Source organism: Mucilaginibacter sp. 320_HR (assembly GCF_059691875.1).
This window is the reverse complement of the sequence record NZ_JCAWAI010000001.1, coordinates 1,023,366-1,044,995: the sequence shown is the minus strand read 5'-3', so window position 1 is coordinate 1,044,995 and position 21,630 is coordinate 1,023,366. Positions and strand designations below refer to the sequence as shown.

At 44.6% G+C, this 21,630-nt stretch carries 19 protein-coding genes; 9 read left to right on the top strand and 10 right to left on the bottom strand.

Going from position 1 to position 21,630, the window contains the following annotated elements; all coding sequences use genetic code 11:
- The first annotated feature begins 29 nt into the window (after window positions 1-29).
- Window positions 30-812 (top strand): alpha/beta fold hydrolase, encoded by a 783-nt coding sequence (locus tag AC59GT_RS04690; protein WP_497236550.1) that lies wholly within the window; start codon window positions 30-32, stop codon window positions 810-812.
- A 155-nt stretch (window positions 813-967) separates the two neighbouring features.
- Here AC59GT_RS04690 and AC59GT_RS04685 read toward each other — a convergent pair whose 3' ends face one another.
- From AC59GT_RS04685 to eat, 7 genes are all read right to left on the bottom strand, one after another.
- Window positions 968-1,408, bottom strand: coding sequence for a carboxymuconolactone decarboxylase family protein (locus tag AC59GT_RS04685; protein ID WP_497236549.1), 441 nt, complete (start codon window positions 1,406-1,408; stop codon window positions 968-970).
- A gap of 107 nt (window positions 1,409-1,515) precedes the next feature.
- Window positions 1,516-2,088 (bottom strand): Crp/Fnr family transcriptional regulator, encoded by a 573-nt coding sequence (locus AC59GT_RS04680; protein ID WP_497236548.1) that lies wholly within the window; start codon window positions 2,086-2,088, stop codon window positions 1,516-1,518.
- Window positions 2,089-2,105: 17 nt separating this feature from the next.
- The gene (locus tag AC59GT_RS04675; RefSeq protein WP_497236547.1) at window positions 2,106-2,504 is read right to left on the bottom strand and encodes an MmpS family transport accessory protein; all 399 of its coding nucleotides are present in this window, start codon (window positions 2,502-2,504) and stop codon (window positions 2,106-2,108) included.
- 80 nt (window positions 2,505-2,584) lie between these two features.
- On the bottom strand, window positions 2,585-3,079 hold the full coding sequence (locus AC59GT_RS04670; RefSeq protein WP_497236546.1) for a hypothetical protein: 495 nt from the start codon (window positions 3,077-3,079) through the stop codon (window positions 2,585-2,587).
- Between the two features lie 60 nt (window positions 3,080-3,139).
- On the bottom strand, window positions 3,140-3,892 hold the full coding sequence (gene eutC, locus AC59GT_RS04665) for an ethanolamine ammonia-lyase subunit EutC (RefSeq protein WP_497236545.1): 753 nt from the start codon (window positions 3,890-3,892) through the stop codon (window positions 3,140-3,142).
- The gene (locus AC59GT_RS04660) at window positions 3,880-5,265 is read right to left on the bottom strand and encodes an ethanolamine ammonia-lyase subunit EutB (protein ID WP_497236544.1); all 1,386 of its coding nucleotides are present in this window, start codon (window positions 5,263-5,265) and stop codon (window positions 3,880-3,882) included. The genes eutC and AC59GT_RS04660 overlap by 13 nt, the downstream gene beginning before the upstream one ends.
- Window positions 5,266-5,284: 19 nt before the next feature.
- Window positions 5,285-6,625: an ethanolamine permease gene (eat, locus tag AC59GT_RS04655; RefSeq protein ID WP_497236543.1), complete on the bottom strand. Its 1,341-nt coding sequence runs from the start codon at window positions 6,623-6,625 to the stop codon at window positions 5,285-5,287.
- Window positions 6,626-6,796: 171 nt separating this feature from the next.
- Between eat and AC59GT_RS04650 the strand changes: the two genes are divergently transcribed.
- The 7 genes from AC59GT_RS04650 to AC59GT_RS04620 all read left to right on the top strand — a co-directional run bounded on the left by AC59GT_RS04650 (window position 6,797) and on the right by AC59GT_RS04620 (window position 13,565).
- Entirely contained in the window at window positions 6,797-7,441 is a 645-nt protein-coding gene (locus AC59GT_RS04650) for a phosphatase PAP2-related protein (protein ID WP_497236542.1), read from the top strand.
- A 94-nt stretch (window positions 7,442-7,535) separates the two neighbouring features.
- Window positions 7,536-9,110 carry an alpha,alpha-trehalase TreA gene (gene treA, locus AC59GT_RS04645; protein WP_497236541.1) on the top strand — a complete coding sequence of 525 codons (1,575 nt, stop codon included), beginning with the start codon at window positions 7,536-7,538 and terminating at the stop codon, window positions 9,108-9,110.
- Between the two features lie 40 nt (window positions 9,111-9,150).
- A complete protein-coding gene (locus AC59GT_RS04640; protein ID WP_497236540.1) occupies window positions 9,151-9,399 on the top strand; it encodes a hypothetical protein in 249 nt (82 codons plus the stop codon).
- An 18-nt stretch (window positions 9,400-9,417) separates the two neighbouring features.
- On the top strand, window positions 9,418-9,690 hold the full coding sequence (locus AC59GT_RS04635; RefSeq protein ID WP_497236539.1) for a hypothetical protein: 273 nt from the start codon (window positions 9,418-9,420) through the stop codon (window positions 9,688-9,690).
- Window positions 9,691-10,760: 1,070 nt separating this feature from the next.
- Entirely contained in the window at window positions 10,761-11,672 is a 912-nt protein-coding gene (gene rlmF / locus AC59GT_RS04630) for a 23S rRNA (adenine(1618)-N(6))-methyltransferase RlmF (RefSeq protein ID WP_497236538.1), read from the top strand.
- Window positions 11,673-11,842: 170 nt separating this feature from the next.
- Entirely contained in the window at window positions 11,843-12,580 is a 738-nt protein-coding gene (locus AC59GT_RS04625) for an FkbM family methyltransferase (RefSeq protein WP_497236537.1), read from the top strand.
- Window positions 12,581-12,740: 160 nt separating this feature from the next.
- On the top strand, window positions 12,741-13,565 hold the full coding sequence (locus AC59GT_RS04620) for a glycerophosphodiester phosphodiesterase family protein (protein WP_497236536.1): 825 nt from the start codon (window positions 12,741-12,743) through the stop codon (window positions 13,563-13,565).
- 227 nt (window positions 13,566-13,792) lie between these two features.
- Here the strand turns inward: AC59GT_RS04620 and AC59GT_RS04615 are convergent, their stop codons facing one another.
- Together AC59GT_RS04615 and AC59GT_RS04610 are read right to left on the bottom strand one after the other, a co-directional pair.
- Window positions 13,793-15,829 carry a kojibiose hydrolase gene (locus tag AC59GT_RS04615; RefSeq protein WP_497236535.1) on the bottom strand — a complete coding sequence of 679 codons (2,037 nt, stop codon included), beginning with the start codon at window positions 15,827-15,829 and terminating at the stop codon, window positions 13,793-13,795.
- Between the two features lie 9 nt (window positions 15,830-15,838).
- Window positions 15,839-17,167 (bottom strand): vanadium-dependent haloperoxidase, encoded by a 1,329-nt coding sequence (locus AC59GT_RS04610; protein ID WP_497236534.1) that lies wholly within the window; start codon window positions 17,165-17,167, stop codon window positions 15,839-15,841.
- Between the two features lie 196 nt (window positions 17,168-17,363).
- Between AC59GT_RS04610 and AC59GT_RS04605 the strand changes: the two genes are divergently transcribed.
- Complete coding sequence (locus AC59GT_RS04605) at window positions 17,364-18,299, top strand: GyrI-like domain-containing protein (RefSeq protein ID WP_497236533.1); 936 nt, start codon at window positions 17,364-17,366, stop codon at window positions 18,297-18,299.
- 1 nt (window position 18,300) lies between these two features.
- On the opposite strand, the gene AC59GT_RS04600 is transcribed toward AC59GT_RS04605, so the two are convergent.
- The gene (locus tag AC59GT_RS04600) at window positions 18,301-21,630 is read right to left on the bottom strand and encodes an FG-GAP repeat domain-containing protein (RefSeq protein ID WP_497236532.1); all 3,330 of its coding nucleotides are present in this window, start codon (window positions 21,628-21,630) and stop codon (window positions 18,301-18,303) included.

Below are 21,630 nucleotides of genomic sequence, written 5' to 3'. Positions count from 1 at the left end.
AAAGCAAGCGCTTCAAATTTTCAAAACCAATGGATAAAACTTTCAGTCTCGGGTATAAGCTTGTAAACGGCATCAAGATGTACTACGAGATACATGGTAGCGGGGGAGCACCGCTTGTGTTGGTACATGGCGGCGGGTCAACCATCTACACGACATTTGGGCGAATACTGCCGTTGCTAGCAATAAAAAGGCAGATTATAGCTGTGGAATTACAAGCTCACGGCCACACAAGTGACCGAGACGCACCCGAAACATTTGAGCAGGACGCTGATGATGTTGCCGAATTACTTAGAGAACTGGCCATTACCAAAGCAGACCTTTTTGGATTTAGCAACGGTGGCAGTACTGTTTTGCAAGTAGCTATACGACACCCGGAAGTGGTTAACAAAATTGTAGTTGCTTCAGCGTTTTACAAAAAGGACGGGATGTACCCCTGGTTTTGGGAGTTCATGAAAGACGCCAGTCTCGAATACATGCCTCAGCAGCTTCAGGAGGCATTTTTAGCTATAAATCCAAGCAGGGAAGCACTACTTAACATGCATGATAAGGATGCTAACCGCATGCGTAATTTTACCGATTGGCCGGACGAATACCTCCAAAACATACAAGTGCCTGCCCTGCTGTTGGCAGGTGATAAGGACGTGATGACACCCGAACACACCGTAGCTATGCACCGGCTGATACCTAACTCGCGACTGGTAATTTTACCAAGCGACCATGGCACCTACATAGGCGAAGTGATGACAGCCAATCCCGACAGCCCGCTGCCAAAGATAACAGCCGATCTTGTACTTGATTTTTTAGATTATTAATAATCAATAATATAGCTCAATAATACCTTCAGAAATCTTCACTTTCCACACTAAATTATAAAACGTAAAGGTGCAAAACGCTGGAGTAATTTAATTACAACTGAGTTTTGCACCTTCATTGTTTTTGCGGAATAATTACGATAAAAGCGCGGGTGTTAAACGGCCAGCTGCGGCTGTAGTCCGGTGGTAATGGCTAAGCGGTTCCAGCTATTGATGATAATAGCCGCCATGATCACTTGGGCAAGGTAACTTTCGCCCAGCACTTCTGCCGCTTTGTTATAAACTTCATCTTTAACGTGATTACTGATTAGCGTCACCTGTTCGGTGATGGCCAGGATAGTCTGCTCCTGCTCGTCGAAGAACGGGGTGTCTCTCCAGGCATTAAGCGCGTAGATGCGCTGCTCGGTCTCGCCTTCTTTGCGGGCATCACGAGTGTGCATGTCTATACAAAAAGCGCAGCCGTTTATTTGTGACGCGCGGATCTTTATCAACTCGCGGTGTTTACGGCTTATAGGGGTACTTTCTATATACTTTTCAAGCATTATCAGTGCCCGGTATCCTGCCGGCTCCACCTTGTCCATTTTTAATCTTTCCATTGTCTTAATGTTTTTTGTTAAGACAAAGTTGCGCATCAAACACCCCTTGAAAAATGAACTGAGTTTAAGAAAACACCAGGTTGGTTAATAATTTTAAACGGGCGGGATTAGACCTTCTTCGCCCTCAGCCTGCTTAAAAATTGAGGGGTAAAACCAAGGTATGATGCCAGCATGTACTGCGGGATGCGCTGTATAAAAGTGGGAAACAAATCAGAAAAATAGCGGTAACGCTCTTCATCCGTTTGATTAAAGATGAAACCTATACGCCGCTGTGCAGCCACAAACGACTTTTGCATCATCAGCCTAAAATAGGTTTCCAAAGCAGGCACCTCTTTAAATAGCTGCTCCCGATTGCGTTCTGGCAAAAGCAGCACTTCCGAGGGCTCTATGGTTTGTATATAGGTAGCAGAAGGCGTTTTGTTCAGCAGGCTTTCCTGGTCGGCTATCCACCAGCTTTCTAGTGCAAACTGTACTATTTGCTCGTTCAGTTTCGTATTTACATAGTATTGCCTCAGCAATCCGCTCAAGACAAAATAGTTTCCCTGGCAGTGTCTGCCGGGCTCCAGTATCATCGCCTTCTTTTTAAACTTCTTTAGCTCCAGTCTGCTGCATATCAGCGCCTCCTCATCGGGAGTGAGCTTAATGTAGCGTTTCATGTGGGCAATCAGTTCGGGGTACATGTAAGAGCTTTAACCGTTTACGGCAGTTTAAATGCAAACTTATAAACCACTTTATTTTTACCAGTTTGTACCTGCTCGTTAACTACAACGCCGTCAACTGCTTCGGAGGTTACCAGTTTACCAGTCGGATCAGATTTTGGCAATATTGCATTTACATGCATTTCTACAGCTTGTCCAGATGGTAGCTGTACAACTTTCTCCCATCTGCCGCTTGCGCTTTTTACGGTTTGGGTAGTGTTGTTCACGTCGGTATAACTTACATCTGCAGTAGCTCCCGGCGGAATTATAGTGGTATATGTTACGGTGTAGCTGCTCTTCCTGGCAATTTTAAGTTCGCCTTTGTTCATATCGTAAACGCTATAAGAGCAGCTGCTGATGAGCAAAGCAATTATGCTAAAGCAAAGAATGTTTTTCATAGCACTAAGTTAATATGGTACCTATTAAATTAAATACAGCTATTATAAAATAGCAATACGTCGCGGACCTGACAGATTATCTAGTAAGTACCGGCTTGGTTAAATTCCGCTTTCTCCTCATAAGTAAGAGAGGCGGCCTCCGCTACCTTTTCTTTAGTAGGACGTAAATAGATGAAGTATCCCATAATGAAAACAGATATAATGAGATAATATAACTCGCCTGTTAAGAAGAACACAACTATGGCAAATAAGGAAGGGCCTTCCAGCAAGGCGCACCTCACGATGTGCGCGCTTTGATAGATGCTCAGCTTTGGACCCAGCCCTTTTTTATCGCTTATGTTCTTCAGCATAGAGGTATACAGAAAATTGCTCATGAGAACACCAATCAATGCAAGTGCCGGAGCCAGGTACACAAAGGGGCTCTGCGTATCACGCACATTGATGATAATCTTAGGAGTGATAAGCACACACACCGCCGCAAATAGTACCTGTCCTGCAAGTAGCGCAAGGTGTATAATAACGAGTAGTTTGAATGACGTGGCGGGCGAATTACCGAAGTTTGTGTTAGCAGGCATGGCTAGGCTTAAGGTGCAAGATTAAAGATAAGAAAAAAATTGAAGAATTACCAGGACTTGCTAAGTAAGCAACGCCTGGTGATCTTTTAAATTCACTCCGGATAACTTAAGACGATAAGCCTCCTGTATCAGGTAAAAAATTTTGTCGGCGGCGGCCGCAATGGGAAGTCCCCGTTTACGAATATTAGACACACAATTGCGCGCATCATCTGTAAGCCCCGGTTTAGGGCTATATGTCAGATAAGCGCCCATGCTGTCCGCAGCGCTTAAGCCGGGCCGTTCGCCTATTAAAATTACGGACAACGTTGCACCCAGTTCTGCAGCAATGGTGTCTGCAATAGCTACCCTGGCCTGTTCAGCCAAGCACACCGGCGCTATTTTGTGACCTGCGGAAATTAGCTTAGGGATAAGCAACCCAAGCAGTGCTACCGCATTTTGATTGACAGCAGCGGCCGATAACCCGTCAGCTATGATAAAAACTATCCCGTTACCAGTTACCTGATCGGCAAGCCTGTTCATAGACGCTTCATCAGGCAGGCGGCCAAGATCCGGGCGTTGCAGGTATTGCTCCCTGTTGCCTGCAAGGCTGTGCAGTGGTAATACGGGCAGGTTAAGCTGAAGTAATTCATCATACAACCGCTCTGTTTCCAGTGCCGAGTACACCGCGTCGCGTGCATGCGCGTGCGCCAGCTTAAAGCGCAGGTATTGGTTGGTAGGGATACCGGCACCAACCAGGCCTAAGCCTATTCGTGCTTGTGTTAAGTGTTTCAAAGGCTCATCTTGATTACTTAACAGTTCATTTAAGTCAGCCATGGCACCTCCATTCTGTTTAAAAACTCCGTCCTGCCGCGGGTGGAAGGCCGGCCTTTATCATCTGTAATCCCCTGTTGCATCAACCATCCTCCAAATTCCGGTGCAGGCTTTAAGCCAAGCACCTGCCTCAGGTATAAAGCATCGTGAAATGATGTGGACTGATAATTCAGCATAATATCGTCGCTGCCGGGGATACCCATCACAAAGTTGCAGCCTGCAACACCCAATAAGGTGAGCAAGTTGTCCATATCGTCCTGGTCGGCCTCAGCGTGGTTGGTATAGCAAATATCTATTCCCATAGGCAGGCCCAGCAACTTGCCGCAAAGGTGGTCTTCCAATGCAGCGCGGGTTATCTGTTTACCATCGTACAGATACTCGGGGCCAATAAAACCTACAACTGAGTTTACCAGCAGCGGGCTAAACTGCTTGGCTACCGCATAGGCCCGGGCCTCGCAGGTTTGCTGATCTACCCCGTAGTGGGCATTTGCAGATAAGACGCTGCCCTGCCCTGTTTCAAAGTACATTACATTATTGCCAACAGCACCACGTTTAAGCGACAGCGTGGCTTCTTGAGCTTCACGAAGCAAGGCCAGAGAGACACCAAACGATGCGTTGGCTTTTTGCGTACCTGCTATGGATTGAAAGCAAAGGTCTACCGGTGCACCGCTATTGGCCAGTTGCAATGTGGTAGTTACATGACTTAAAACGCAGGATTGTGTGGGTATACTAAATTGCTGCCGCAGTCGATCCACCAGTTCCAGTATCTTTAAAACCGCTACAGGACTATCCGTTGCCGGGTTTATGCCGATACAGGCATCGCCACTACCCAGCAGCAGGCCGTCAATCAGGCTGGCGGCAATACCACGGGGGTTATCTGTAGGGTGGTTAGGCTGCAAGCGGGTTGCGAAACGGCCGTGAAGGCCTATGGTGTTGTTAAAACGGGTAACCACTTCGCATTTACGGGCTACGGCTATTAAGTCCTGGTTGCGCATGATCTTACTTACCGCCGCTACCATTTCCGGCGTGAGCGCGTTAGCTACACTTGCAAGCACCTTTGTGTCTGTCTCGTTAAGCAGGAGCCAATCGCGTAGGCTGCCGACAGTTAAGTGGCTAATTAAACTGAAAGCTTCTGCATCATGGCTGTCTACTATTAGCCGGGTTACATCATCCTCCTCGTAAGGAATTAACAACTCGGTAAGAAAATCTCTAAGTGGAACATCAGCCAGGGTTATTTGCGCGGCCACACGTTCTTCGTAACTCTGCGCTGCAAGGCCGGCCAAAACATCACCCGCACGGTACGGGGATGCTTTTGCCAGCAGTTCCCTTAAGCTGTTAAAGCTGTAAACCCGTCCTGATATGGTGTGCCGATACATTCCGGTGATTTGTTTGTTGTTAGTTATAGATGGGCGTGTTTAACATATCGTCATCTATTATTCTCGCCTTATGCTTGCCAGTAAGCATGAATAAACCTATAGTAACAGCAAGACCGGCAAAGAATAAAAGACTGATGAAAAAAGAATAATACATAATAGCTACCAGGCAAACTGCAGAAATAACCAGCGCTATGGCCGGGAAAGCGGGGTAAAATACAGCTGCAAAAGGCCGTTCCAGTTTTGGCTCGTTTTTACGGAGGATAAAAAGGCTGATCATGCTCATCATGTACATTACAATTGCACCCAGTACAGAAAGTATAATTATTTGCCCGGTAGTACCTGTGTACAAAGCCAAAAAGCTGATAGCACCGCCTGCGATTATTGCCCAGTGCGGCGTTTTAAACCTGTTGTTCACCGCCGCTAATCCTCGTGGCAGGTAGCCGCTGCGTGCCATGGCAAACACCTGCCTTGAAGATGCCAGTATAGTACCGTGTATAGATGCCACCAGGCCAAACAGACCAATGCTGGCAAAAATTTTGGTAAGCCCGCTGCCTTTGCCTAATACAATGCTGATGGCTTCCGGCAGTGGGTAGTCCAGTTTGCTTAGCCTGCGCCAGTCGGTAACGCCGCCCGTAAGTATCATCACACCTAAAGCTAAAAATACAAGCGTAGCCAGCGCGTATATGTAACCGCGCGGGATGTTGCGCCTGGGATCTTTTACCTCTTCGGCCACCATGGCAACACCTTCTATGGCCAGGTAAAACCACACGGCAAAAGGCAATGCGGCAAAAACCCCGCTCCATCCAAAAGGCATTGGGTTGCTTAAATAATTGTCCAATTTAAAATGCGGTCCAACCACTCCCATAAACAGCAGCAGCTCGGCCACAGCAAGAATTGTAATAAAAACAGAGAACACAGCCGATTCTTTAACCCCCGATATATTGAGCAGTATAAAAGCAACATTAAACGCTATAGCAGCCTGAAGTACACCGATATCCGGGTGCAGAAAATGAACATAGCTGCCCAGCGAAAACGCAATTGCCGGAGTAGCAAAAAGGAAATCGACGAGCGTAGCATAGCCGGCTATTAATCCCCCAAATGGCCCCATGGCCCTGTAGGCGTAAGCAAATGCACCGCCCGCGTGTGGTATAGATGTGGTAAGTTCGGTATAACTAAAGATGAAAGTAACGTACATTACCGTCACTACCAGCGTTGCTATCAAAAAGCCGATAGTGCCGGATACCTCCCAGCCCAGGTTCCAGCCGAAATACTCGCCGGAGATAACCAGCCCCACTGCAATAGCCCATAAGTGCACGGGCTTAAGTACCCGCTTAAGCTGTTTTGAATGTGTGTTTTCCAATACCGGCGTTTAGTGCCTTTAAGATAGCTATTAAGTTTGATTTTCAGGAAGTGCTTTTGAACCTCACGATCATTTTACAGCTGATGTTATCGTAATCTAATATTTAAATAACCATTACTTAATACTGTACGATTTTTTAACTTTGCACCCCTGATTAGTTACAGACAGATAGTGCCCCAACAACAAAAGCAGAGCATAAAAGAAAGATGGGTTGAAGCCATTCAATCGCCCGTAACCCGGCCAAAGCTGCTGGTGTCATCTGTAATCACCATTATAATACTGGCACTTATGCCGGTATTCTTTAATCATATTGAAAAACGGGATGGTACAGTATTGAACGACTGGTTGCTCGATTACCTGCCCGCGTACAATGTATCGTACTTCATCTTTGCTATTATATGGGGAATGGGCGCCCTTATTTTATACAGGGCCTTATACAATCCGCATATTTACATTCAGTATTCCTGGACGCTGATTTTTGTTAACCTGGCCCGCTTATTTACCATAACCGTATTCGCGCTAGACCCGCCTAAAGGCATGGTTCACCTTATAGATCCTATTACGGGTATATTCTACGGGAATAAAGTAATTACCAAGGATCTCTTCTTTAGCGGGCACACCTCTACTATGGTGCTCATCTTCCTATGTCTGCGTAAACGTACCGATAAGATAATTGCTTTTGCCGGCCTTATCGCCGTAATGGTGCTGCTGCTGATACAGCACATCCATTACACTATAGACGTGCTTGCCGCACCAATATTTGTGTATGCTATTTTCCTGGCAACCACACACATTCTCAAGCCGGATGAGGTTTAAAAATTTACAATAGCACTATTATCCATTATAGTGTTTAAAGCTTAAATTTATAGCCATATAAATCTGTAACCTGCTTACACAAACGGCTACTTTCATGATCAAAAAGCTAATACTTATTGCTGCGCTGTTCTTTGCCGCGCGAGCTAATGCCCAGCAGCAAACCCCACGGCAGCAGTTCCCGGGCTTGTTTGAGGCGGTACAATCGTCAGACATCTTTCCGGATAATAAAACCTTTGTGGATTGCACGCCTAAGTTCGAGCCATCGCAGATCATGAAATCGTATAACGAGCAAAAGGGAAAAGGCGGATTTAACCTGCGCGACTTTGTTTTGGCTAACTTTACCCCTCCTGCTTCTGCTACCCACGCCTTCCAAACCAATGTAGAAGAAGGCATCCGTAAACATATAGACACCCTGTGGCAGGTACTACAGCGGCAGCCCGATGCGGGTAAAAAGTTCTCCTCGCTGGCGGCGCTGCCTAACCCATACATTGTGCCAGGCGGCCGTTTCCGCGAGGTATACTATTGGGATTCGTACTTTACCATGCTGGGGCTGCAGCAAAGCCACCAGGAAAAGGTAATAAGCAATATGATAGAAAACTTTGCCTACCTGATAGATACCTACGGTTTTATCCCCAACGGCAACCGGGCCTACTACCTTACCCGCTCGCAGCCGCCGTTCTTCCCCATGATGGTGAGTTTGCTCGCCAAAAGCCAGGGCAATAAGGTGCTTGCAAAATATCAACCGCAGCTGGTAAAAGAATATAACTATTGGATGCAGGGTGGTGCCACACTGGCTAAAGGACAAGCCGTTCACCGCGCGGTGCGCATGCCGGATGGTACATTGCTTAACCGTTACTGGGATGAAAGCGACGAGCCGCGCGAAGAATCGTACATGAAAGACGTAAATGCAGCCAAGGAGACCCAACAGCAACTACCCGTGTTTTACCACCACATCCGCGCTGCCGCAGCTTCCGGTTGGGACTTCAGCAGCCGTTGGTTTGATGGATCGGCTAAGCTGAGCACTATACACACAACCGACCTGGTACCGGTAGACCTTAACTGTCTCATGTACAATATGGAGCTTACCATTGCGCGCGCTTACCAGGTAAAAGGCAATGGTGCCCTGTACAGGCTGTATACCGCAAAGGCACTTGCCCGCAAAAAGGCGATACTGAAATATTGCTGGGATGCAAAAGCCGGTTGGTTTGGCGATTATAACTGGACCAACAACACGCTAAGCACCATACCTACCCTGGCAGCGGTTTTCCCTCTGGAGTTTAAGATTGCCACGCCTGCGCAAGCACAAAAAATAGCCGACGGATTAAAGGCAAACTTTCTAAAACCTGGCGGACTGGTAACCACGCTAAACTTTAGCGGCCAGCAATGGGATGCACCTAACGGCTGGGCGCCTTTACAGTACATGGCTATAGACGGGCTGGAGAACTACAACTATCATGCGCTTGCAAAGGATATTGCCACCCGCTGGATGAACCTGAACGTGCGCGTGTTTAAACAAACAGGCAAACTGCTGGAAAAATACAACGTGGTTGACACCAGCCTTACCGCCGGTGGCGGCGAATACCCCTTACAGGACGGCTTCGGCTGGACCAACGGCGTATTGCTAAAACTGATGAACAGGTACGATTTTGAGGAGAAAAAAGGGGAATAAAACTAAGCAGAAAGGCAAAATTGACTTACCAAGGATTTAAATGAAAAGCTACGACCTGGTGATTTATAGCGAGTACAGCGCGTCCATCATGATGGATGGAGATATTTTTGCACTTAATCAACCTTTATGGGATAAGTTGTTTGCTAACTTGACATATGTGTTTGATCAGGCTTTATTTAGTGGTTATCTGGAGAACTTTATTACGGAAGACTTTGATAAAAACGTAAATTTTGTTGCGGAACACGTGTTTGTAAATGAACCTGGCCCCCGTCGCAAGCTCTTGTTCTAATTTAAGGAATCCAACTTAATGTTCAATAGAAACATCTTGCAAGATATCTGGGACTCGATTGAATTTCCCAGCATAATTTTTCTAGGTGATGCCGAAGATCAAGAAAATCTTGTAAGCGCTGTAGTTAAATATCAATGGACGGATTTGATTTTGGAAGCCGTGGACAACGTAATAATAATCTCGCGTATATACGAGCAGAATGTATTATGGATAAAAGGCAATGTGCCGTTGTTACCGTTTTTAAATGGCTATTTGGAAAGCGGTTATTTTGGGGAGAAAAAGGGTGAGTAAGATCTCAAAGAACACTAATAATTAAATAAGTACTAACAGAAGTGTAGTATGGAGGTGGTTAAATTAAAGCTTTTCGTAACGCATGTTTACACATTCACCGGCATAAAGTACCTCTATGCCCTAGGTGATATGTCATATGGAGAATGGTTGATTTACAAAAACAACAAACCGAGATACTACTTAGACGCCTTTGAAGACAATCTGTTGAATTTGGTAGAAGAAAGCAAAATGGCGCTCCCCGATTTCATAACGAGTAAGTTAAAGTTGATCGATAGGGAACTTAGTTTAAAGCCGCAAATCTTTGGTATAAGGTCAAGCCGAACCAAGGTCGAATGGGTTGAATTGGAAAAAATAAGATTGTAGCATTTTTTTATTTACTTAGATACAAGTTGCAAGTCCTGCTTCTGTGAGAACAACAGGGTTAAGTTGAGCATATTAAACCTCCAACTTGGGTATATACTAGCTATAAACCTGTTTTAGATAACACAATTAACATGGCTTTGGATTTTTACGAAATAAACGATACTAATAGAAAAAGTTTATTGTTTCAGATTAGCAATAAACAATTGGACTTGATTAACGATGTTTTTTGGGAGCTTAAAAAACTTATTGGTAATACATTCGATATCTATGTTTCCAACAGAATATACAAAAGCCATGCAGAGCTGTTGATATCGATAATTAAAAGGAAGATGAATAACACCAACGACGCAAGTCAGAAACAAACACTTATGTATATAATCACAGAGCTTTCGAAAGTAAAAGAGGGGTTCCTAGCTTTCGGAGATTGATTGCAAAATCGATTATCTTACTCAACAATGTGACCTTAGTGCTTATTACTTAGAGGACTTGCTTTTGACAAACAGTATAAATCACCAAAACAATTGATGTACATGTGAAGTACGATAATGCAGACTACTCTTTTTCGAATAAAAGTTGTATTAACAATAGAGAACCCAGCTTAACCTGCCCATGAGTTACAAGCTGATAGTAAAAGTTTATAACTTTGTGGCACCGCTCTAAGCGCGGGCAAACTAAATTGCCCGCAGCCGCGCTTATAATAAAACATAATGGCAGATCAGCTACAGAATAACAATACCGAAAAAACTAATCTGCACCCGCGCAACCTTCATCGCGGCAGGTACGATTTTAAAGAGCTGGTTAAAGCCCTCCCTGCATTACGTAATTTCATTATCGAGAACGAGCAAGGTGAGCCTACTGTTAACTTTACCAATCCCGAAGCGGTAAAAACCATTAACCAGGCGTTGTTGAAACAAAGCTATGGCATTGCTTCATGGGATATCCCCGAAGGATTTTTATGTCCCCCTATCCCGGGCCGCGCCGATTATATTCACTACATAGCCGATGTTTTAGCCGAAGATAACCAGGGCACAATACCAACAGGCAATAGTGTTAGAGTGCTGGATATTGGCGTTGGGGCAAATTGCATCTACCCGCTTATTGGTCACAAGGCTTATGGCTGGAGCTTTGTTGGCAGCGAAGCCGATTATATTGCCGCAGCATCGGCCAAAAAGATAGTTGAAACTAACGGCCTTAACAAGGCTATTGATATTCGCAAGCAAACATCGTACGCTCATATTTTTGAGGGCATTATACAACCCGGCGAAAAGTTCGACATCACCATATGTAATCCACCCTTCCATTCGTCTTCTAAAGAGGTGCAGGCAAAATCGCAACGTAAATGGGAGAAACTTGGACAGGATGCCGGCGCCGGCTTAAACTTTGGCGGCCGTAATAACGAGCTTTGGTGCGAGGGTGGCGAACCGCGTTTTCTGAACAAGATGATGAGCGAAAGCAAGCAGTTCTCCAAGTCATGTAAATGGTTCTCATCGCTAATATCCCAGAAGACAACACTCCCGGGCTGCTATAAGTCGCTAGACTATTTAGGTGCTGCAGAGGTAAAAACCATCAACATGTCGCAAGGGCAAAAAACCAGCCGTATATTGGTGTGGCGCTTTTAAACAGCTAAACTATCTCTGTTCATTTACAGTTTGTGACCAGCGGCCTGCAAATACATGGCACCGGTCTAAAGCATGCCATTGGACAAGAAAACCGGGAACGAACAAACCATTTCTTTTTTGTTAAAGATTGATAAGGCAAACGTTTTACCTTTAGGCTATAGCCCCGTTTAATGAACATCAAAAAAATTATTCCCAATTCAATTAAGCAGGAAAGTAAGTATTTACTTTACCGACTGCTTAAAATACCCTACAATAGATCCGAAGTTCCTGTTGAGATAACAGCGTTCTTACCCGCCGATAAACCTATTGACGTAATAGACGTAGGTGCATCAAAGGGGATTTTCATGCAGGCTATTGCTAACCATTACAAAATTAATAAAGCTGTTTTAGTTGAACCGCTTACCGACCTCAAAGTAATTTTAAACGATAAGTTTCGGGATAAGTCCCGTTTTGTGGTTGAAAGTGTTGCAGTATCTGATAAGTCCGGAAGTGTCGACTTTTATTTCTCAAAGGATGCGGATGTTTTAAGTTCGATACTCAAGATAAAAGACGAATATCATAATGATCAATACCTAACCAAGCCTACATTAATTACTGTTGAAACTGAAACACTGGATACGATTGCCAACCGGAACAACTTAAACGTTATAGACCTTCTTAAAATTGATGTGCAGGGCGTAGAACATTTAGTATTGATGTCGGGATTAAACACACTTAAAAGGACTAAACTGGTATATACCGAAATATCCTACAAGCCAATGTACGAGGGCTCTTCCACTTTCTTTGACTTGTTTAAGATTCTTACGGAATGCAATTTCAGGCTGGTAAATACTTCAAAGGGCTGGGTAAACCCCGATGGTGAAATAATACAGGGAGATGCGCTATTTGTCAATAACGCACTGTTATAAGTAGCTATTTACTTAAGAATCGTACCTTTTATTAAGCACTAAAAACCTATCTACTCTGCCAACTTGTTAAGGTTAATGCAGCGTTACTCAAACTAAATCTTGCATCAAATTTAACGGTAACACAAAGCTTAATTAACCATAGCAATCTAATTTGGCTTCTATGAATGCTATAAAGGTCGGCGTTACTTTTCTTATCTATTTAGTTAATGCACTACATGCAAATGCGCAGCCAAATCCCTTACCCAAACCAAGGCACCGTTTCACCGTAATTGCTCATCGCGGCGATCACGTTAAATACCCCGAGAATACACTGGCTGCGTACCAGGAGGCGATCAGGAACGGCGCGGATTACGTGGAGATAGACCTGCGCACCACTAAGGATAGCGCCCTGGTGAGCATGCACGATGGCAGCATCACCCGCATGACAGGTAAACCGGGGAACATAAAAGACCTTACATTAGATCAGGTAAAGGACCTGGCAATACGAAGTAAAGACTCTACCGACACTAACATCTATCGTGTACCAACATTTGAGGAGATCCTGAAAGCGTGTAAGAACAAAATTTACATTTACCTTGATTTTAAAGATGCATCCGCTGCCGCTACCTACAAGGATTTGCGCAAGTATGGTATGGAAAAGCAGGTGATTGTTTATATAAACAGCGCAAGTCAGTTTAAAGACTGGAGAACAGTTGCACCCACAATGCCACTGATGCTCAGCCTGCCTGGTAACGCCAAAGACGTAAATGCTGTTAAAACCTTTGTAGACCGATATCATCCTGACCTACTGGATGGGAACTGGAAAAGCTATAATGCTGACATTTTAAAATATCTCTCAGAAAGTAAATTACCTGCCTGGCCGGATATACAAAGTGCCGACGAGGACAAGCATTGGGATGAAGCATTGCCACTGGGCTTTACCGGCCTGCAAACTGACCATCCAGCGGCGCTTATTGCACATCTGAAAGAACTAGGCTTGCGTTAAAACGCGCAAGAACTTATTTGAATGCGGCAATACTATAGTAGTGTCTCACATCGACTACTTAAAACTGTATCACATCTGTTTTTTTCAAAAAAACTGTAACATGGTTTCAAAAACTGTAACATGAATTTTCGTTAATTAAAAGACATACAGCAATTTAAGTGTTTTTAGCACCAAAAAACTGTAACAGGTGTAACACCTTATCGTGTTACAGTGCACAGTGTCAAAAATTACTTTACCGAATACGTAGCTTTATTTACACCCACACCGGTGATCTTTAACGATTTCCAGTTGGATGGCAGCTTGCTCTTGATCTGTGTTATGCCCTGCGGTGTTATATCCAGTCCGCCAAAGCCCATCAGCATAGCTTGAATAATGCCGCCTGCACCTGTAGCAAAGTACGGGTTGGTACCACCCTTTGTTTCCGCTATTACCCGGAACGGTGGGTTAAGGTTAGGCTCGTAAGCATCTTTAAACCAATGGTAAGCCTTCTCTCCATTGCCCAGCCTTGCATACAACAGCGCAAACACCCCTTGCGTCATAGCAGGAGTACCTTCGTTAGGCACACGGCTTTCGTAGTACTCCAGGTCTTTCTTAATTTGCGCAGGATCGGTAATGGCCTTTAAAGGATAAGCCAGCAGGTTTACGTCTGCCTGTTTAATGCCTTCGCCTTTATACTGCGCGTGCTCCTGCGTTACACCGTTACTCATCTTAAGAATAGGAATGTTTTGCGCCACATGAGCCCAATCCGGATCGGCCTTTACGCCTAATATATTTGCAGCCGCAGTAGCATTCGTCAGGTTTGCTTTAGCAGCAGCATTTGTAAAAGCGTTATTGTCGATGTTCTCCGCCCATTCGTCTGCTGCTACCACATTCTTGATGTCGTAATGGCCGGCACCGTTACGCTCTACCCGGCTTGCCCAAAAATCCGCAGTGGCAGATAATAAAGGCCAACCCTTTTCACGTAACCACTGCTTGTCCTGCGTGACACAGTAGTAAGCCCATGCGGCGTTCGCCACGTCGGCACTTATATGGTGCTCAAACGGGCCGCTTAGTGCCCATACGGGCGTCTCCTCTACCCCGCTGTCAGCACTCTCCCAAGGGAACATCGCTCCTTTGTATCCATGCGAAAAGGCGTTCTTGCGGGCACTCTCCAGGCGCTCGAACCGGTACTCCACCATTGATTTCGCAATCTCCGGATGCAGCACCAGCATAGCCGGGAACATCCATAAGTCAGTATCCCAAAATACGTGTCCGTTGTAGCCCAGGCCCGACAAACCCATAGGCGACGGCGACAAGGCTGTTCCCTCGCGAGAGAACGAGTACAAGTGATATAGCATACTATGTACGTCCTGTTGTGCCTGGTCGTCACCTTCTATCTGTATGTCGCTTTTCCATAGCTCGTCCCAAGCTTTATTATGGAACTTAATCAACCGGTCTTTACCTTCCAGCAAAGCAAATATGGTCAGGCGCTCAGCTTCGTTCAGCGGATCAGGATGATGTGCCGAGGTGATGGAAGAACCGGTAACTCCGTAAGAGTAAGTCTGCCCTGCTCCTATCTGGTGGCTAAACTTCATCAGGTGCATGTTATTATCCCACATCTCGTGGATCACTCTTGGTTCCTGTCCGTGCGGTTCGTTAAACAGGAAAGATGTCGACGCACACAACTGCAGCTTACCGGTCGGGCTTTTAGCCGTTGAAGTAAGCAGACTGATGGTAACATGCGGACGATCTATCTCATTGTAATAATTCTCTACTTGTTTTAACGCGTCAGGAGCTTCCATCACGCTGGCTGCAGTAATGTTAATAGGCTTCTTAGCGGTTACCGCAACATCCATCAATACCGTAAAAGGTAGCTGCCGCAGTGAGTAATAGGTGTATTTGATTGTCGCTTTATCAGCATAATCAAAGCTGGTGGTCATGGCGGCGTGCTGCATGTCCAATTCCTGCTTAAAGTTGCTGACCATTTTTGCATCGAGCCGTCTGCCGTCTACCTCTAAATACATGTTTAGCAGGTTAAAGCTATTAAGGAAGTTGCTTACTCTACCCCGTCCATATAAATCATAAGCGCCTGCAAGCACCACATTTTTTACCTTGAACGGCTCCGGTGAGGATACAATGCCTATCATCCCGTTAGCTACCGTGATGCCGTAGTAATTCGCAGGATCTATCTTATCGGCCTTTATAATCCATGGACTAACATTTTGTGCAAACGTGTTTACAATTGAAACCATTGCAACCGTTAGCAGGAAAAGGGTTCTTTTCATCTATATGTCTTATTTGATCTTAAGCTTAAGTTTTTCTGTGACCAGGTCTCCTATTTTGCGACCTTGCATAGTGCCTACTATACAAGCATTTTTATAGTGAATACCGCCATAAACGCGCGACATAGCAGCTTCCTGCGCAGCATCTCTAAAAGATTTAAAGGTGCGAGGCGCGATCCCAAATTCCGATTCCGAAGAATCGCTGTAAATAATATTGTCGCCGAAGGTGCGGGTTAGCACCTCTGCAGCTGCAGCAGATATCACCGCGTGACCGCTAATGTATTCCGGAAAGGGCGGCGTTTGTATATACGGGCGCCACTCAGGGTCAAGCACTCTTGTTATTACCGTCTCCGGGCGAACGCTATTTGCCTTGTATTTAACGTACCAGCAATTTATAAAAGCGTCAAACAGGGCAATAGATGTTTCGGTGTAGGCAGCTACCGTGGTACCAAAATCGGCTTTCTTTATTTGCGAACCAATACCTGCAATGTTCATCCAGTGCCCTCCGGGCGAAAACTTCTTAGTGGCAAAAGACGCATGACCTATTACATTCAACTTAAAGGCGTTATCATCCCAAAAATCAGCCATGTGCTTTTGTTCCTCCGTAAGGCTGTCTCCCATGGCTTTTACCTCAATTACAGCTTTGTAAAAGGCGCTATTCTTATCAGCCATGTTATACGGTGGCGGCTCGGGCGAGGGTATTTGTGCAGCAGAATCAAGCACAAGCGGCCGTATCTCTCCCCAATGCGGTTCTAAAGCCTGAGCATACATAGGCGGAGTGGGTATCCAGCGCCCGTCTTTACGGGTAACCGTATACTTGCTGGCGCTACGGGTTTGGGCGTAATTGTCCTTTTTGCTCCAAGCCAAAATGTGCTTGGCTACTAGGTTTGAATATTCCACCGAATTATCGAATACATCAGACGGCATGCCGGCATCTTCCGCTTTTTTCTTTAGCTCATCTACGTAAGTCTCCATACTTCCTTCGGGGAAAGTAACGGCGTTTCCCACTACGCAAAAAGAGAGCAGCGAAGCAAACTGAAAATCAATTTCTTTATCGTTACCGGGTTTTGGTACTGTGGTAAGGTGCTTTATTTGGCCCGCCAGTGATCTGTAATGTTTAGGGTCACCAGCCGCTATCACTTCGTAGGCAGCTATATTGGCGTAAGCGTAATTTCGGGACGCTATTACCGGTGGAAAGTTATTTTCGAGAACAATATCGTTAAGCTTTTTTACAGTGGTACGGTAAAGCTCCGGATTGTGGGTGATTTTTTGATAATCGGCTTTTTTGCAAGAAGAAAAACAAATTACAGCAACTGCAAAAATCAACAGGAAACGGTTCATAGTCTAAATCAGTTTAAGAAAATACGCTGCTTCGGGAGGCTTGCGCTTATATTGGCTTTCTTTATTTCTGTATGCTAAGATAGGTTTTTTACCACATCTGCCTGCTAAAAACAGTTTGAATTTAACACAAACTAATATTTATTTTGCACAACATTTAAGAACGCGCTACTTGCGTCCAGGCTTTATAAAACCTTTTATGAAAAGACCCGCACTGTTGGTATTTGGTACGCTGTTAATTATCGTCGTTAGTATCTATTTTATCATACCTCAGTATATAACTGCCACTTCGGTAGTAAGCGTTGATGCCACAGACGTTAACGTTGCTCGTTTTTTGGTTGATCAGCACCAATGGCCAAAGTGGTGGCCGGGGAAAGTAGTGGCAGGAGACTCTGTTTATGAATTTAACGGCAACAAGATAACCATAACCAATGCCGCTGCCGGCTATGTTGATTGCGACGTAAACACCGGCAATGATGTGCTAAAGGGGAAAGTGAGCTACCAGGCTTCCGGCGAAGGTGCAACAAACATTACCTGGGAGGCTGCTAAGCAGAGCAGTTTGAATCCTATTACCCGTATTTCAGAATATTTCAGGATTAAAAAGGAGAATACTGAGTTAGAGAAGATACTTGAATCCTTTAAAAAATTTATCCAAACTGATGTGAATGTTTATGGCTTAAAAATTAAGTTGAGCAAAGTCAAAGACGGTACTATGCTCGCGACAAGTACATCTACAACAACCTACCCCAACATGGAGGTTATTTACAACTTAATAGACGGATTGCGCAAGCAAATCAGCGCAGCAGGTGCAAATGAGTCCAACAAACCGATGCTCAATATCAATCAGGTTGACGAGAAAGAGTACCATATAATGGTAGCGGTACCAATAAATAAAGAAATACAGCCTGACCAAAAATCAGTAATCAATAAAATGGTGGTTGGCGGCAACTTATTAGAGACCGAAGCAAAAGGTGGTCGCGGAGCGATAAACAATGCTTTTGCACAGCTAAAACGTTACCAGAAAGATCACGGGTTGATATCACCAGCAATGCCTTACGAAGTGATGATGAACAACCGCTTAATGGATAAAGACACTGCTAAGTGGGTTACAAAGGTTTATTGGCCAATATTTTAAGCTACTTGTTTATTATAACTATCCTGCCTTCGTAAGTTACCGTTATAAAAGCTTCACCCTTGCTGATTCTGATCTTTTGCGGAGCTGTGCATTCCTCAAAGTTACACAGAGGATTGACCCAATACTCCGGCTGTGAAAACTGCTTATCGGCCTTGTTGTAACGCGCTGTTACCAAACCTAACGCATCGTACTTACCTTCGTAAGGTACTACGCCCCAGAAGTTACCGTTTAATAATACCTCACCGGTTTTATCTAAAGAAGTAATAGAACGAACAGGTGCCTGCTGATATAGGTAAGGCAACTCTGCAGCAGTTTTAGCATGCATTACATCGCTTATGAAAACGCTGTTGAACTGGTTGGCTACAAGTTTCGAGTTCTCACTAAGTTTGTCCTTAAATACCTCATCTGTTGTTTTATCAGCCATTTTTTGAAAGCTTAGAAATTCTTTTTTCAAGTATGGCAGTTCCTGTTCCAAATCGTTCTTTGGTCGGAAAGGATAGTACTTTTCCTTATAGAAGTAAGATATAAGCAAATCATTTCTGCCATCGGCATCTACATCATCGTTGTAAGCATATACCGGATGATCTGGAGTTACATTGTACTTGCTGTTGTCGCCCCAGTTGCCACCGATAAAATCCATCTTGCCATCGCCGTCAACATCTGCAATGGCAGCACTTTGCCACCACCCCTTCATACCATCCAGCAAAGCAGATGAGAACTTCACCAGCTTTTTGTTCTTATTTAAGAATATCTGAACCGGGTTCCACTCAGAAGATACCACAATGTCCTGCCTGCCGTCCTTATCTACGTCAGCAGCTGTGACGCTGGTTATGTAGGGGATACGTGTAAGTTCCGGATAGTCCTTTTTTCCTGCAGGTGTAAAGTTTCCCTCTCCTTTACTTAACAACACAGCCGATTGTGCGGGCATGTTGTAATTATAAAAAGGTACTGCAGATGTAAGCAACAGGTCCTGCTTTCCATCGCCATTAAAGTCGTAGATAAATATCTTCGATACCAGTTGCTCTACCAACGGAAGTGCCTTATATTCAAACTTGAAGTTTCCCCGGTTGATGTATAAACGGGGCTGCATACGTTTGCCAGCCTCTGCAAAAGGATGATTGGCACTAAGCACCACCAGATCGGGCATGCCGTCTCCATTTACATCAGTCCACTGCGCCTGTGTATCGCCGTAAGCTTTGTGTGCGGTAAAGGCATCAACCATTACCTTAGTAAAGCCACCTGATTTATTGCCGCTTAAAATATACTTCTCCTCTCCTGCTATACTGCCGGTATAAATATCATCGTAGCCATCGTTATTTACGTCTGCCACTGCAACAGCAGGTGTATGTGGAAGGTAAGCATGAGGTATCAGGCCATAATAGTTAAAGTCAGGCGTCTCAAAGGGGGCAACCATAGCTACTGTGGCTGCTTTCACCGGTTTAAAGGTGAACTGTGCATTGCCTTTTATAAAACTATCTGTTACGGAAGCGATATCTGTCGGCGGGAAAACAGCAGCAGCATCGTACTTGATAATAGTTTTTTTATTAAGATTGAAGTTTTTAATGATTTGGTGATTGTTATTCGGCCACACAATGAGCAACTCTAATGCCTTGTCGCCCGGTGCAAAGGTAAAAGTAACATTATCGCCCTGTGTGCTTTCGTATGCGGTACTGGTTTGTATCTCCTGGTGATCTATTCCTTTAGCGGTTCGCAGGAAAAATTTGGTGCCGATACCATCCGGGTTTTGATTGGTAAAGTGAACGCTGACGTTAAGATACGCTGGCTTTTTGTCCTTTGCGTTTTCCATAGTCATGTTCTGATAAATAAATGCCGGAACATCCATGTTATTGGTCACCATATCCAGATCTCCGTCATTATCCAGATCTATCGCTACTGCGCCGGATGATATCGAAGTATCGCGCATATTATTACCTTCAGATATGTCGGTAAATTTCAATTTATCGCTGCCGCGGTAGAGGTAATTATGTACCTGGCCATTGGGCATCAGGTTTATCTTTTCCCTATCAAAGAAACGGCTGGTCTTAAAGTCTTTTACTACGTTGGGATCACCCAGGTACTTAAGGTAATCCATGTCGTTTAAACGTTTTTTTATGCCATTGCTAAAAAACATGTCCTTATGGCCGTCCATATCAAAATCCTGCACAAGCGGCGACCATGTCCAATCGGTAGCAGATACACCGGAGTAAAGGCTCAGGTCCACAAACTTAGTCCCATTACCAACATTCAGCTGCAAACAGTTTTTGGAATACTGATAATAATACCCTGCGCTTACTTCCTGGTTGTAAATGTCCAGCGGCTCATCGTTAATGGTAGATTTAAGCACCTTCATATCCTCCGGAAGCATATCGGTACTTATCACATCCAGATGCCCGTCTTTATTAACATCTACCAACGTATTTCCCATCGAGAATAAACTGGCGTGCCCAAACGCGCTCTTCATCTCTTCTTTAAAGGTGCCGTTCTTTTGATTTACGTAGTAATAGTCTTGTTCAAAAAAGTCGTTACTTACGTATATGTCGTCCCACCCATCGTTGTTCAGATCGCCAACGCTTAAGCCAAGGCCATAACCTATTGGTGCCGAGTAGATACCTGAACCTTCCGTAACATCTGTGAACCTCCCATTGTCGTTCCTGAACAGGTGATCGCCGGCATCATGATTGGTCTTAACTCTGAGTGTAGAGTCGCCATAAGTATCGTTGCTGTGTACCGATGATGTAAGCAGGAACATATCCAGGTCGCCATCCTTATCATAATCTAAAAAGCTTGCCTGTGTGCTAAACCCCGAAAAGTCTAACCCGTACTTTGCAGCAGATTCCGTAAAAGTAAGATCGTGATTATTTATGTATAACTGGTTCTTACCTTTAAATCCTTTGTAGTTTGATACAACGCAAACGTAAATATCTTTCCAGCCGTCGCCGTTGATATCTACAACGGTAACGCCGGTCTTCCAGTTGCCTTTACCTTGCAAGCCGGCTTTGTTTGTAATATCTTCAAATTTTAAATGGCCTTTATTAAGATATAGTTTGTTGTTTTCCTGGTTAGAAGAAAAGTAAAGGTCGGGTAAGCCGTCATTATTAAAATCAGCCGAAGCTACGCCTGCACCATTATAAAAGTAGAGGTAGTCCAGTATATTTACAGAATCGGTAGCAATGTTGCGATTTACAAAATCAACATGGCTGTCTTCTGTAGGTATAAGCCGAAATATCCCGTCGCCCGGCTTTTTCTTCTCGCATGAATTAAATAAAGCTATCCCAACCAGAACAGCCAGAAAAATCAGGGTGAAGCTTTTGTAAGTGGTAGTCCTAGGCAT

What these genes read in the sequence shown, in the direction of transcription:
- AC59GT_RS04690 (WP_497236550.1), top strand. Translation starts at nt 30, where the DNA reads ATGGATAAAACTTTCAGTCTCGGGTATAAGCTTGTAAACGGCATCAAG.
- AC59GT_RS04685 (WP_497236549.1), bottom strand. Translation starts at nt 1,408, where the DNA reads ATGGAAAGATTAAAAATGGACAAGGTGGAGCCGGCAGGATACCGGGCA.
- AC59GT_RS04680 (WP_497236548.1), bottom strand. Translation starts at nt 2,088, where the DNA reads ATGTACCCCGAACTGATTGCCCACATGAAACGCTACATTAAGCTCACT.
- AC59GT_RS04675 (WP_497236547.1), bottom strand. Translation starts at nt 2,504, where the DNA reads ATGAAAAACATTCTTTGCTTTAGCATAATTGCTTTGCTCATCAGCAGC.
- AC59GT_RS04670 (WP_497236546.1), bottom strand. Translation starts at nt 3,079, where the DNA reads ATGCCTGCTAACACAAACTTCGGTAATTCGCCCGCCACGTCATTCAAA.
- eutC (WP_497236545.1), bottom strand. Translation starts at nt 3,892, where the DNA reads ATGGCTGACTTAAATGAACTGTTAAGTAATCAAGATGAGCCTTTGAAA.
- AC59GT_RS04660 (WP_497236544.1), bottom strand. Translation starts at nt 5,265, where the DNA reads ATGTATCGGCACACCATATCAGGACGGGTTTACAGCTTTAACAGCTTA.
- treA (WP_497236541.1), top strand. Translation starts at nt 7,536, where the DNA reads ATGATCAAAAAGCTAATACTTATTGCTGCGCTGTTCTTTGCCGCGCGA.
- AC59GT_RS04640 (WP_497236540.1), top strand. Translation starts at nt 9,151, where the DNA reads ATGAAAAGCTACGACCTGGTGATTTATAGCGAGTACAGCGCGTCCATC.
- AC59GT_RS04635 (WP_497236539.1), top strand. Translation starts at nt 9,418, where the DNA reads ATGTTCAATAGAAACATCTTGCAAGATATCTGGGACTCGATTGAATTT.
- rlmF (WP_497236538.1), top strand. Translation starts at nt 10,761, where the DNA reads ATGGCAGATCAGCTACAGAATAACAATACCGAAAAAACTAATCTGCAC.
- AC59GT_RS04625 (WP_497236537.1), top strand. Translation starts at nt 11,843, where the DNA reads ATGAACATCAAAAAAATTATTCCCAATTCAATTAAGCAGGAAAGTAAG.
- AC59GT_RS04620 (WP_497236536.1), top strand. Translation starts at nt 12,741, where the DNA reads ATGAATGCTATAAAGGTCGGCGTTACTTTTCTTATCTATTTAGTTAAT.
- AC59GT_RS04615 (WP_497236535.1), bottom strand. Translation starts at nt 15,829, where the DNA reads ATGAAAAGAACCCTTTTCCTGCTAACGGTTGCAATGGTTTCAATTGTA.
- AC59GT_RS04610 (WP_497236534.1), bottom strand. Translation starts at nt 17,167, where the DNA reads ATGAACCGTTTCCTGTTGATTTTTGCAGTTGCTGTAATTTGTTTTTCT.
- AC59GT_RS04605 (WP_497236533.1), top strand. Translation starts at nt 17,364, where the DNA reads ATGAAAAGACCCGCACTGTTGGTATTTGGTACGCTGTTAATTATCGTC.
- AC59GT_RS04600 (WP_497236532.1), bottom strand. Translation starts at nt 21,630, where the DNA reads ATGCCTAGGACTACCACTTACAAAAGCTTCACCCTGATTTTTCTGGCT.